The sequence below is a fragment of the Bradyrhizobium sp. CCBAU 11434 genome (assembly GCF_028128895.1).
Classification (GTDB): Bacteria; Pseudomonadota; Alphaproteobacteria; order Rhizobiales; family Xanthobacteraceae; genus Bradyrhizobium; species Bradyrhizobium zhengyangense.
This window is the reverse complement of record NZ_LBJX01000096.1, coordinates 197,354-209,278: the sequence shown is the minus strand read 5'-3', so window position 1 is coordinate 209,278 and position 11,925 is coordinate 197,354. Positions and strand designations below refer to the sequence as shown.

At 64.2% G+C, this 11,925-nt stretch carries 11 protein-coding genes; 8 read left to right on the top strand and 3 right to left on the bottom strand.

Annotation, left to right across the window (positions count from 1 at the left end; genetic code table 11):
* Window positions 1–133 precede the first annotated feature (133 nt).
* The 8 genes from XI06_RS27840 to XI06_RS27805 all read left to right on the top strand — a co-directional run bounded on the left by XI06_RS27840 (window position 134) and on the right by XI06_RS27805 (window position 9,472).
* The gene (locus XI06_RS27840) at window positions 134–1,792 is read left to right on the top strand and encodes a bifunctional metallophosphatase/5'-nucleotidase (protein WP_271606973.1); all 1,659 of its coding nucleotides are present in this window, start codon (window positions 134–136) and stop codon (window positions 1,790–1,792) included.
* Between the two features lie 133 nt (window positions 1,793–1,925).
* A complete protein-coding gene (locus XI06_RS27835) occupies window positions 1,926–2,855 on the top strand; it encodes a histone deacetylase family protein (RefSeq protein WP_237863502.1) in 930 nt (309 codons plus the stop codon).
* Window positions 2,856–2,928: 73 nt separating this feature from the next.
* Window positions 2,929–3,180 (top strand): exodeoxyribonuclease VII small subunit, encoded by a 252-nt coding sequence (locus tag XI06_RS27830; RefSeq protein WP_027554315.1) that lies wholly within the window; start codon window positions 2,929–2,931, stop codon window positions 3,178–3,180.
* Window positions 3,181–3,762: 582 nt separating this feature from the next.
* Complete coding sequence (gene dxs, locus XI06_RS27825; protein ID WP_237863501.1) at window positions 3,763–5,691, top strand: 1-deoxy-D-xylulose-5-phosphate synthase; 1,929 nt, start codon at window positions 3,763–3,765, stop codon at window positions 5,689–5,691.
* Window positions 5,692–5,728: 37 nt separating this feature from the next.
* Window positions 5,729–6,283, top strand: a complete 555-nt coding sequence (locus XI06_RS27820) for a nucleoside 2-deoxyribosyltransferase (protein WP_271606972.1) — start codon at window positions 5,729–5,731, stop codon at window positions 6,281–6,283.
* A 24-nt stretch (window positions 6,284–6,307) separates the two neighbouring features.
* A complete protein-coding gene (locus XI06_RS27815; protein ID WP_271606971.1) occupies window positions 6,308–7,042 on the top strand; it encodes a TlyA family RNA methyltransferase in 735 nt (244 codons plus the stop codon).
* Window positions 7,035–8,282: a class I SAM-dependent RNA methyltransferase gene (locus XI06_RS27810; RefSeq protein ID WP_237863498.1), complete on the top strand. Its 1,248-nt coding sequence runs from the start codon at window positions 7,035–7,037 to the stop codon at window positions 8,280–8,282. Before XI06_RS27815 ends, XI06_RS27810 begins: the two co-directional genes overlap by 8 nt.
* Window positions 8,283–8,392: 110 nt before the next feature.
* Window positions 8,393–9,472 carry an Acg family FMN-binding oxidoreductase gene (locus XI06_RS27805; RefSeq protein WP_237863497.1) on the top strand — a complete coding sequence of 360 codons (1,080 nt, stop codon included), beginning with the start codon at window positions 8,393–8,395 and terminating at the stop codon, window positions 9,470–9,472.
* Here XI06_RS27805 and XI06_RS27800 read toward each other — a convergent pair.
* The 3 genes from XI06_RS27800 to XI06_RS27790 form a co-directional block, all read right to left on the bottom strand.
* Window positions 9,469–10,059 (bottom strand): hypothetical protein, encoded by a 591-nt coding sequence (locus XI06_RS27800; protein WP_237863496.1) that lies wholly within the window; start codon window positions 10,057–10,059, stop codon window positions 9,469–9,471. The genes XI06_RS27805 and XI06_RS27800 overlap by 4 nt on opposite strands.
* Window positions 10,060–10,230: 171 nt before the next feature.
* Window positions 10,231–10,866: a hypothetical protein gene (locus XI06_RS27795; RefSeq protein ID WP_237863495.1), complete on the bottom strand. Its 636-nt coding sequence runs from the start codon at window positions 10,864–10,866 to the stop codon at window positions 10,231–10,233.
* 171 nt (window positions 10,867–11,037) lie between these two features.
* On the bottom strand, window positions 11,038–11,898 hold the full coding sequence (locus XI06_RS27790) for a DUF1194 domain-containing protein (protein ID WP_237863494.1): 861 nt from the start codon (window positions 11,896–11,898) through the stop codon (window positions 11,038–11,040).
* Between the last annotated feature and the right edge of the window lie 27 nt (window positions 11,899–11,925).

Sequence of the window (11,925 nt, the reverse complement as noted above, 5' to 3'; positions counted from 1 at the left end):
TAGCGCGAACCCGGAATCCATCGGGCGGCAGAGTTAGTCGATGAATGGATTCCGGGCTCGCGACTTCGTCGCGCCCCGGAATGACGGCGAGAACTTTCGTGAAATCTTCGCGCCGAACGGCTAGCCTTGTTTCATGCGATACATCTTCCGCCTCGTCCTTGCCGCCCTCACCCTCGCCACCCCCCCTGCCGCGGCGCAGACCGCAGCGCCCGTCGAGCTGCGGATTCTCGCGATCAACGATTTCCACGGCAACCTCCGTCCGCCGCCGGGCGGCATTCGCATCAATGACCCTGAAGACAAAACCAAGAAGGTGATGGTCGCCGCCGGCGGCGCCGAATACATGGCGACGCTGGTCAAGCAGCTGAGCGAGGGGCACAAGAACACCATCTTCGTCGCCGCCGGCGATCTGATCGGGGCGAGCCCGTTCCTGTCGGCGATGTTTCATGACGAGCCCTCGGTCGAGTCGCTCTCGATGATGGGGCTCGCGATCACCTCGGTCGGCAACCATGAATTCGACGAAGGCAAGACCGAGCTGCTCAGGATGCAGAATGGCGGCTGCCATCCCGAGGACGGCTGCCAGGGGCCGCATGCTTTCCTAGGTGCCAAATTCCACTATCTCGCGGCGTCCACCGTGGAGGCCGCCACCGGCAAGAGCGTGCTGCCGCCCTACGAGATCCGCGACTTCGAGGGCATCCCGGTCGCCTTCATCGGACTGACCCTGAAGGAGACCGCCGGCATCGTCTCGCCCAAGGGCATTGCCGGACTGGAATTTCGCGATGAGGCCGAGACGGTGAATGCGCTGGTGCCGCAACTGAAGGCGAAAGGCGTCGAGGCGATCGTGGTGCTGATCCACCAGGGCGGTGAGCCCGCAGGCGATTACAACGAATGCCCTGCCATCACAGGGCCGATCGTCGACATCGTCAAGAAGTTCGACCGCGCGGTCGACGTCGTCGTCAGCGGCCACACGCATCGCGCTTACGTCTGCGAGATCGACGGGCGGCTCGTCACCAGCGGCGACAAATACGGCACGCTGGTCACCGCGATCGACCTCAAGCTCGATCCTGCGACCCGCGACATCGTCAGCGCCAAGGCCGAGAACGTCATCGTCGCCAATGCCTCGCTCGCCAGGGATCCCGAGCAGACCGCGCTGATCGACGCTTATGACAAGCTCTCGGCGCCGATTGCCAACCGGCCGGCCGGATCGGTGACGCAGACGCTGTCGCGCGTTCCGAACGAGGCCGGCGAAAGCGCCCTCGGCGACATCATTGCGGATGCACAGCTCGCCGCGACGAAGGATGCCAAGGACGGCAGCGCGGTCATTGCGCTGACCAATCCCGGCGGCATCCGCACGGATCTCATCCCGAAGGAGAATGGCGCGGTGTCCTACGGCGAGCTGTTCGCAAGCCAGCCGTTCCGCAACCGCCTCGTCACCATGACGCTCACGGGCAGTCAGCTCAAGGACATGCTGGAGCAGCAATGGCTCGATCCGAAGCGGCCGCGAATCCTCCAGGTCTCGATCGGATTCAACTACAGCTGGGACGCGTCAAAGCCATACGGTGAGCGCATCGTGGCCGACAAGATGACGCTCAACGGCAGGCCGATCGAGCCGGCCACCGGCTACCGCGTGACCCTCAACGACTATCTGGCGGTCGGAGGCGACGGTTTTACCGTCGCCAAGCAAGGCACTTCGCCGCAATATGGCGGGTACGATTCCGACGCACTGTTTGCCTTCTTTAAGGCGCATGGTCCGATCGGCCCGTTGCCGCCTACCCGCATCCTGCGCGTCAATTGATCTGGATCAAACGGGCCTGAACGGGCGGCCCTTTGCCATTCCGCAGGGAACGCCTAGATTGGGTTTTGCATTGCGTTTTGGCGCCGGATGCGCCAAGCGACGTCGAGAGTACGTTCCCAGCGAGGCCGACCTGATGAGCACGCTTCTCCTTTCCCACAAGGCTTGCCTCGACCACGTCACGCCGCCGGGGCATCCCGAGCGCCCGGACCGCCTGCGTGCAGTGGAGGAAGCGCTGTCGGTCGAGCGCTTCCAGTTCCTGGCGCGCGATCTGGCGCCGGAGGGCGATCTCGATCTCGTCACGCTTTGCCATAACGAGCATTACGTCACCGAACTGCGCCACGTCGCGCCGACAAGCGGCCAAGTCTATCTCGACGGCGACACCTCGATGTCCCCTGGCACGTGGGAAGCGGTGATGCGCGGCGTCGGCGGCGCAGTGGCCGCGACCGAGGCTGTGATGAACGGCGAGCATCGCAACGCCTTCGTCGCGGTGCGCCCGCCCGGTCATCACGCCGAGATCGGCAAGCCGATGGGTTTCTGCTTCTTCGACAATGTCGCGATCGCCGCGCGCCACGCGCAGCGCAAATACGGCATCAAGCGCGCGGCCATCGTCGATTTCGACGTGCATCACGGCAACGGCACCCAGGACATCTTCTGGTCGGATCCGACCGTGATGTACTGCTCGACCCATCAGATGCCGCTGTTTCCGGGCACCGGCGCCAAGAGCGAGCGCGGCGATCATGACACCATCGTCAACGCGCCGCTGGCGTCTGAAGACGGCGGGCCCGAATTCCGCTCCGCGTTCGAAAACCTGATCCTGCCGCGGCTGGAGAAATTCAGCCCCGAGCTGCTCATCATTTCCGCCGGCTTCGACGCGCATTACCGCGATCCGCTGGCCTCGCTGAATTTACGCGGGGAGGATTATGCCTGGGTCACGCGCAAACTGATGGACCTTGCGGACAAGTCCGCAGGCGGCCGTGTTGTTTCTGTGCTCGAAGGCGGCTACGACCTGCAAGGACTGAAAGAATCTGTTACGGCGCATGTCGGCGCCCTGATGGGCGCTTGAGAGACCCGCCACATTAAGCCCGCAAAACTCTGCTGTTTTGCAGCAGAAGCGAATCGGGCAATCGGAAACGGATATGGCCGAAAATACCCAAATCGACGTCTCCCGGCTCACCTTCGAGCGCGCGATCGAGGAACTCGAGACGATCGTGAAGCGGCTCGAGGACGGCAAGGTGCCGCTCGAGGAATCCGTCACGATCTACGAGCGCGGCGAAGCCCTGAAGCGGCGCTGCGAGGAGCTGTTGCGCCAGGCCGAGGCGCGCGTCGACAAGATCACCACCGATGCCAGTGGCCAGGCCGCCGGCACGGCCCCACTGGACGTGCAGTAAGGGCGCGCGCAGCCCCCCGCCTCGCGCATCGGCCGCCTGCAATTTTTCAAGATCGCACGCCCCCGTTTTGGCTGGGCGTAGGGAAGCCGGGCGCCAGGGCGGAAGAGTTCCCGCGCCGGTGTTGTCATCCCGCGAAATTCCACCGAAAAGGCTGTTCTTGTGCCCAGAATCCTGCCAAGGAACCGGGCAGGATTGGAACCTTCCTACCGGCGCCGCGATTAACCAAATTGGCCCGCCGGTTGCACCTGCATACCCGTAATCGGCCCTGCGGGTTGGCTTTGGCCCAAGCTTTGGTGTAAAGCTGCGCGGAGTGTGGCTTTTTGTTAGCCTTGACGTGGGGACCGATTTTCGATGTCAAGTGCTTCAAATCGCTGATGAATTGGCTGGGACGGACGAAGCCGATCTACGTGACAGGGATCACAGAGACTGAACCGGAGCGCACTTAAGCTCACCTAAGCTTGAAGACGGGGCTTTGCCCCATGCAGGTGGCTCCGACGGTTTAAGGACTCGCGCTGCGCCGATATTGTGCAAACCCATCGCGCACCGGAATGACCTTCCGGCGCTGACAAATTGGAAATCGCCGTGAACGCATACAGTAAAACGCCGCTTCTCGACACCATCCGGACGCCGGAAGACCTGCGCAAGCTCAAGGTCGAGCAGGTCCGCCAGGTCGCCGACGAGCTGCGGCAGGAAACGATCGATGCCGTCTCGGTGACCGGCGGTCACTTCGGCGCGGGCCTCGGCGTGGTCGAGCTCACCACCGCGATCCATTACGTCTTCGACACGCCGCGCGACCGGCTGATCTGGGACGTCGGCCATCAGGCCTATCCGCACAAGATACTCACCGGACGCCGCGACCGCATCCGCACGCTGCGCACCGGCGGCGGCCTCTCCGGCTTCACCAAGCGCAGCGAGAGCGATTACGATCCGTTCGGCGCCGCACATTCCTCGACCTCGATCTCCGCCGGTCTCGGCATGGCCGTCGCGCGCGACCTCTCCGGCGGCAAGAACAACGTTATCGCCGTGATCGGTGACGGTGCGATGTCGGCGGGCATGGCCTATGAGGCCATGAACAATGCCGGCGCGATGAACTCGCGCCTGATCGTGATCCTCAACGACAACGACATGTCGATCGCGCCGCCGGTCGGCGCCATGAGCGCCTATCTGTCGCGCCTCTACTCCGGCAAGACCTATCGCACGCTGCGCGATGCGGCCAAGCAGATCAACAAGCGCCTGCCCAAGATCCTCGCCAACCGCGCCAACCGCGTCGAGGAATATTCCCGCGGCTTCATGATGGACGGCGGCACGCTGTTCGAGGAGCTCGGCTTCTATTACGTCGGCCCGATCGACGGCCATAACCTCGACCATCTCCTGCCCGTGCTGAAGAACGTGCGCGACATGGAGACCGGCCCGATCCTGGTCCACGTCGTGACGCAGAAGGGCAAGGGCTACGGCCCGGCTGAAGCCTCCGCCGACAAATACCACGCCGTCGTCAAATTCGACGTCGCCACCGGCACGCAAGCCAAGGCCAAGCCGAATGCGCCGGCCTACCAGAACGTGTTCGGCCAGAGCCTCGTCAAGGAAGCGCAGAAGGACGACAAGATCGTCGCCATCACCGCGGCGATGCCGTCAGGCACCGGCGTCGACATCTTCAACAAGGCGTTCCCGGACCGCACCTTCGACGTCGGTATCGCCGAGCAGCACGCGGTGACCTTCGCCGCCGGTCTCGCGACCGAGGGCTACAAGCCGTTTTGCGCGATCTACTCGACCTTCCTGCAGCGCGGCTACGACCAGATCGTCCATGACGTCGCGATCCAGAACCTGCCCGTGCGCTTCGCCATCGACCGCGCCGGCCTCGTCGGCGCCGACGGCGCGACCCATGCCGGCTCGTTCGACAACGCCTATCTCGGCTGTCTGCCCAACATGGTGATCATGGCTGCGGCTGATGAAGCCGAGCTCGTGCACATGGTGGCGACCCAGGTCGCGATCAACGACCGTCCGAGCTCGCTGCGCTATCCGCGCGGCGAAGGCCGCGGCATCGAGATGCCCGAGGTTGGGATCCCGCTGGAGATCGGCAAGGGCCGCATGATCCGCCAGGGCAACAAGATCGCCCTGCTCTCCTTCGGCACGCGCCTGGCCGAATGCGAGAAGGCGGCCGACGAGCTCGCCGCCCATGGTCTCTCCACCTCGATCGCGGATGCGCGCTTCATGAAGCCGCTCGACACCGAGCTGGTGCTGAAGCTTGCCCGCGACCACGACGTGCTGATCACGGTCGAGGAAGGTTCGGTCGGCGGCTTCGGCTCGCATGTCGCGCAATACCTGACAGACCAGGGCGTGCTCGACACTGGCATGGTCAAGTTCCGCACGATGGTCCTGCCCGACGTGTTCCAGGATCACGACACGCCGGCCGCGATGTATGCCCGTGCCGGTCTCGACGCCAAGGGCATCGTCGCCAAGGTCTTCGAAGCCCTCGGCAAGGATGTGAAGACCGAGACGGTCAAGCTCGCCTGAGGCGAGCTTCGACCTTCCGCGAACCAGCGCGACGTTCATGAAAATCTATCTGGCAGGTCCCGACGTGTTCCTGCCGGATGCGGTCGAGATTGGTCGCCGCAAGGCGGAGATCTGCACCGCGCACGGGCTCACCGGCTTCTACCCTCTCGACAACTCCATCGACCTCACCGTTTCAGACGCCTCGCGGCAGATCTTTTGCGGCAATGAGGCGATGATGGACCACGCCGACGCCATCATTGCGAACCTGACGCCGTTCCGCGGTGCCGGCGCGGATCCTGGCACCGTCTACGAGCTCGGCTACATGGCCGGCCGCCGCAAATTTTGCCTGGCCTACTCCAACGATCCCGCCACCTATGCCGACCGCCTCGGCCGCTTCATGGACGTCACCACCGAGGGCGGACGGCTGGTCGATGCGCAGGGGCTGACGGTCGAGGATTTTGGCCTCGTCGACAACCTCATGATGATCCACGCGCTGGAGCTGCATGGCTGCCCGCTGGTGACGCCGGCAGCTCAGCCTGTCGACGTCTGGCACGATCTTGCCGCGTTCGAGACTTGCGTCCGGATGGCGGCCGCGCGATTGATCGCTACATAGCGCTTCAGTCACCCCGGAGAGATCATGTCCCCTGCCCGCAAGCGCGCGGATGTTCTGTTGGTCGAGCGCGGCCTGTTCGAGAGCCGGGCGCGGGCGCGCGCGGCGATCGAGGCCGGGCTCGTCACGGCCAACGACAAGCAGGTCGCCAAGCCGTCGGAGACGATCGCCGAGGACGCGGTGATCCAGGCCGAGCCTGCGCATCCCTATGTCTCGCGCGGCGGCGTCAAACTCGCCGGTGCGCTGGAGCGATACCCGATCGAGATCGAGGATCACGTATGCCTCGATGTCGGCGCCTCGACCGGCGGCTTCACCGAGGTGCTGCTGGCGAACGGCGCGAGCCTGGTGTTCGCCATTGATGTCGGCACCAGCCAGCTGCATCCCTCGCTGCGCGGTCATCCCAAAATCGTCTCGATGGAGGAGACCGACATTCGCGCCTATGAAGGCAAGCGGCTTCCGGCGCGGCCGGATGTCGTCGTCATCGACGTCAGCTTCATCTCGCTGAAGACCGTGCTGCCGGTCGCGCTGTCGCTCGCGGCAGCGCCGATGAGCCTGCTGGCGCTGATCAAGCCGCAATTCGAGGCTGACAGAAAGCACAACAAGAAGGGCATCATCCGCGACGCCGCGGTGCATCAGGAGATCTGCGACGACATTGAGGCCTTTGCCAAGTCACTCGGCTGCACCGGCATCGAGGTGTTTCCATCCTCGATCGCAGGCGGCGACGGCAATATCGAATTCTTCCTGGGCGCGCGCCGTGGTTGAACGCGTCACGATCGATCATGTCGGCCATCGCGGCGACGGCGTTTCGCTCGACGCCGGCGATGCGATCTATGTGCCCTATACGCTTGGCGGCGAGACCGTCGAGGTCGACCACGTCGCCGGCCACCATCCCGATCGTCGCAAGCTGCTGGCGGTCGATATCGCCAGCCCCGAGCGCATCGAGCCGTTTTGTCCGCATTTCGGCGTCTGCGGTGGCTGCGCGATCCAGCACTGGGCGACTGAGCCGTATCATGCCTGGAAACGCAACATCGTGGTCGAAACGCTGGCGCAGGCCGGCATCGACTGCGATGTGGCGCCGCTGGTCGATGCGCATGGCGCCGGGCGAAGGCGCGTCACGCTGCACGGCCGGTTCGGCACGCATGACGTGCTCAAGGTCGGGTTCTCCGCGACGAGCTCGCATGACGTGATCCCGATCGACCGCTGCCCGATCCTCGATCCCGCGCTGGAAGGCGCGCTCGATGCCGCCTGGGCGCTCGCCGAGCCGCTGACGTCAAAGATGCCGGTGACGAAGCCGCTCGACATCCAGGTAACGGCTACCGCCAACGGCCTCGATGTCGACGTGCGCGGCTCCGGCCCGCTGCCGACGCCGCTGGTCACGGCGCTGTCGCGCGTTGCCGAGCAGCATCGTCTTGCGCGGCTGACGCGGCATGGCGAATTGGTGCTGCAACGCCTGCCGCCAACGCTGAAAATGGGCCGCGCCGAGGTGACGCTGCCGCCAGGCTCGTTCCTGCAAGCGACCGTCGCGGGCGAAGAGACGCTTGCCGCTCTCGTTGCCGAGCGCGTCGGCAAGGCGAAAGAGGTTCTCGACCTCTTCTGTGGCGTCGGCCCGTTTGCGCTCAGGCTCGCCGAGAAGGCCCGCGTCACCGCCTATGACAGCGACGCCGGCGCTATCGCCGCACTGGCGAAAGCAGCGCGCACGCCGGGACTGAAGCCGATCAGGTGCGAGCCGCGCGACCTGTTCCGCCGTCCGCTGGTGCCACCGGAGCTGCGCGATTTCGATGCCGTGGTATTCGATCCGCCACGCCAGGGCGCACAGGCACAGGCGCTGAAACTCGCCGCGAGCAAGGTGCCCGTGGTGGCGGCTGTCTCGTGCAACGTCGCAACGTTTGCCCGCGACGCGCGACTTCTGATCGACGGCGGCTACAAGATCGAGAATGTCATTCCGGTCGATCAGTTTCGCCACACGCCCCATGTCGAGATCGTCGCGCGGTTTACCCGCTAGGGCCGAAGTCCCGATCGCGTCAACGCGCTCCAAGCTTGATTCTGCTCAATCGCCCCGTGCTTCGTGGGCGCTAGAAGCTTGCTGGGCAATGGTACGCGGAGCGGACGCTTGTGGTTGACCGACGACAGTTCATCGCGGCCACGCTCGGGCTTTCTGCGCCCGCCGTCAGCGGCCTCCCTGCTGGCGCGGCCGGCATGACCTACGACGAGGCCATCAGGTCGTCACGCGCCCCCTTGCGAGCTGCGCCGCGGGACCGCGAGCTCGTGCGTTGTGCGACGCTTGCGGCCAACAGTCACAACACGCAGCCCTGGATTTTTTCCGCCCACGGCAATGAGATCGCGATTGCGCCCGACTTCAAGCGCCGCTGTCCGGCCGTCGATCCCGACGATCATCACCTCTTCGTCAGTCTTGGATGCGCCGCCGAAAATCTCTGCCTCGCCGCATCCGCGCTCGGCTGGCGCGCCAACTCCGTTTTCGACGGCGAGCGGATCGTGATCGCGCTCGAGGAAGCCTCGCCGGCAGCAGCGGCGCTGGCCGATGCGATTCCAGTCAGGCAATGCACGCGCGCGGCTTTCGACGGCAGGCCGGCCGCGCCCGAAATCCTGCATCAGCTCGAGAACGCCTGCCGCGAACCTGGTGTCGCCGCGATGCTGATGACCGACCGTCCCGCAATCAAGAAGGTGACCGACTATGTGCTCGAAGGCAATTCGGCACAGATGCGCGATCGGGCCTTCATGCGCGAGCTCGTGAGCTGGATGCGTTTCAACGAGGCCGATGCGCTCGCAACGATGGACGGGCTGTTCTCGCGTGTCTCGGGAAATCCATCCCTGCCCGCATGGGTCGCCCGGCCGCTGCTGAGGCTCTTCTTCACCGAAGAAGGGGAAAACAAGAAGTACCGCGACCAACTCGACAGCTCTGCCGGTGTTGTCGTGCTCGCAGCCGACCGCAGCGACAAGGCGCACTGGATCGCGGTCGGCCGCGCCTGCCAGCGTTTCGGTTTGCAGGCGACCGCGCTGGGTCTCAAACATTCATTCGTGAACCAACCGGTCGAGGTGACGGCCCTGAGACCCCAATTCGCGACCTCGCTCGGTCTCGGCGCACGGCGCCCCGACATCGTGATGCGTTTCGGAGCAGGCCCGGACTTGCCAAAATCGCTGCGGCGTCCCCCGGAACAAGTGATGCAATTCTAGCGTCGCAGTTGGCCCAGCGCCGGCGACTCGCCGGGCAGCATGTCCGACCTGATATCGCTGTCCATGCGGCTCGAGTCGCGCTGGGTGAACCCGGCCCCGAACGACAGGCTGAGGTTGGAGGTCGGCTTGAATTCGACGCCGGCAAATCCGCCGTAGCCGGGCCCGGCGGCAGAGGTCAGCGGCGCAACCGAGCTGCCGATGCCGTTGCCGTATTTCAGTGTGTCGAAGCCGGCAAAGAAGGTCACGGGCGAGCCGCCCGCGGTCTTCATGTTGTAGCCGAACTGCGTGCTGTCGTAGGAGAGCGCGCTGAAATTGGCTGAAGATCCAGCCTGCGTGAAACCGTTCAGACCGAGACTGCCGCGCTGGCTTCCGACGAAAAAGCCGGGACGGAAATCGTAGCCATTGTTGACGGCACCAGTGTTGAAGCTTGGAAAGTTGCCGTAGCTCTCGGCGCTACCGCCATAACCGAAACCCCCACCGGGAATCCAATACTGCAGAGGCGCGACCTGGGCATGAGCAGGCGCGCCGCCAAGGCAAAACATCGCGAAGAGAGTTGCAAGAGCGCAGGAACGAACAAGGCTGGACATTCGGCTAACCGTCAGGATGGTACGCAAATTATACGGGATGCACGCGGCAAATACCAGCTGAGCCGGGACGGGCGTGAGGCGGTTCCAGAGACGCCCATCTGAATGTGACCTGATTGCCGTCGGCATCGGCCATGTCGACGGCGCGCATGCCATAATCGAAGTCGCAAGCGGCTACGCCGTCTTGTCCACCGAAGACGACGAATCCGCCGGCGGATATTTCGTGACCGGCACCATGAAGGATTTGGTGCCGACCTGGTAGATGATCTTGCCGTTCTGCCCGTCGTCCGTCGCGATCTGCGCCTGGCCGAACATGATGACGTTCTTGTAGACGATGCCGGTGCCCTGGCGGGTGATGCCGTCGGTGGTGACGCTGACCTGCGCTTCGTTGCCGTCGACGGATAGCACGCGAAAGCTCGCGCTCTTGCCGTTGTCGCTGGAATAGCCGCCCCAGCTTCCCATCAGCCGGCTGTCGGAGGCCGGCGGCGCTTGCTTCTGAAGGTTGGCGGTCTGCTTGCCAGCGCCCCCAAAGGAGAACAGGAGCACCATGTTCTTGCCGTCCTTGGTGCCGACCGTAACTCCGCCAAAGGTGATGAGCGTGCCTTGGACCTGGGCAAAGCCGCGCTCGGTGTGCCCGTTGTGAGTATACTCGACCTGCGCCCGGTTACCCCTGATGTTCACGACTTTGAAATCGACGGGCTGGTTGTTCCCCACCCAATTGCCCTTCCAGTCGCCGACTAGAGCGCTCTGGTGATACAGCCGCTCGTTAGCGGGCGAGATCTGGCTGGTGCTTTGCGTGACGATGGCCATGGGCTTGGGCTTGCTCGACGAATGGATCGGACGAACCCGCCGGCCTTCGAACACTGGCCAGGGAGAGTCGGAAACATTCAGAAACGCTTGGATTAGGGCCATGCCGTCGTTAACAAGCGGTTAATTTCAACCGCTGGTGTGATGGGCAAATGGTCTCATCGCAGATGCGCTTCAGCGGCCCCAACGATCCGACCAGATCTTCTCGCCGATCATGCAGCTCACGCGCGGCTCCTTGTCCTTGTCCGCAACGCGCACCACCGGACGCTCGGGCGTGCGGCCGGCCACCTCCATCAGAAGCTTGGTGCGGATCGCTTCCTTGAACTTCTCGCGATCCTTGATCGCAATCACAAAGGAGCCGGGCCCGCCGATCACGCAATCCTCGTAGTAGTAGTCGAGATTGTCGATATCCATGGTCGAATAGGACGGCTCCTTCACCATGATCGGCAGGCCGTTGATGACGATCCCCTTCTCGAGCGCGAGATCGCGCGCCACCGTGACGGGGCCGCCATTGTTGTTGGGGCCATCGCCCGAAATGTCGATGACGCGGCGAAGCCCGTGATAAGGATCCTCGTCGAACAGCGGCATCGCAAATCCGATCGCACCCGAGATCGAGGTGCGTGAGGCGCGCCGGATCGGCGTCTTCAAGATCTCGGCCGAGACTGCATCCGCCGTCTCCGGTCCGTCGATGAGGCGCCAGGGAATGATGATCTTCTGGTCGCTGGATGCGGCCCATTCGAAATAGGTCACCGCGATCCTGCCGTTGGGGCCGGCCTTCAGCGCCTGCAAGAACTCCTTGGACTGGATCGCCTGGGCATAGCCCTCGCGCTGGATCGCGAGCTCATCCATGTCCATGGAGTAGGAGACGTCGACCGCGAGGATCAACTCGATATCGACAGACTGCGCATCGCCATCGGCCGCCTGCCGCTGCTTTGGCGATTCGAACTTCGGCCCTGGTGCCGCGATGCCCGCGACGTCCCCCCCGGCAAGCACGCCGGCCACCAGCACAGCCCCGATCGAGAACAGCAAGCGCATCGCGGTCTCCCGTCGTATGACGCGATG

Bases quoted from the DNA above. Each gene is read 5' to 3' on its own strand.
- XI06_RS27840 (WP_271606973.1), top strand. From the start codon at position 134: ATGCGATACATCTTCCGCCTCGTCCTTGCCGCCCTCACCCTCGCCACC.
- XI06_RS27835 (WP_237863502.1), top strand. From the start codon at position 1,926: ATGAGCACGCTTCTCCTTTCCCACAAGGCTTGCCTCGACCACGTCACG.
- XI06_RS27830 (WP_027554315.1), top strand. From the start codon at position 2,929: ATGGCCGAAAATACCCAAATCGACGTCTCCCGGCTCACCTTCGAGCGC.
- XI06_RS27820 (WP_271606972.1), top strand. From the start codon at position 5,729: ATGAAAATCTATCTGGCAGGTCCCGACGTGTTCCTGCCGGATGCGGTC.
- XI06_RS27815 (WP_271606971.1), top strand. From the start codon at position 6,308: ATGTCCCCTGCCCGCAAGCGCGCGGATGTTCTGTTGGTCGAGCGCGGC.
- XI06_RS27800 (WP_237863496.1), bottom strand. From the start codon at position 10,059: ATGTCCAGCCTTGTTCGTTCCTGCGCTCTTGCAACTCTCTTCGCGATG.
- XI06_RS27795 (WP_237863495.1), bottom strand. From the start codon at position 10,866: ATGGCCATCGTCACGCAAAGCACCAGCCAGATCTCGCCCGCTAACGAG.
- XI06_RS27790 (WP_237863494.1), bottom strand. From the start codon at position 11,898: ATGCGCTTGCTGTTCTCGATCGGGGCTGTGCTGGTGGCCGGCGTGCTT.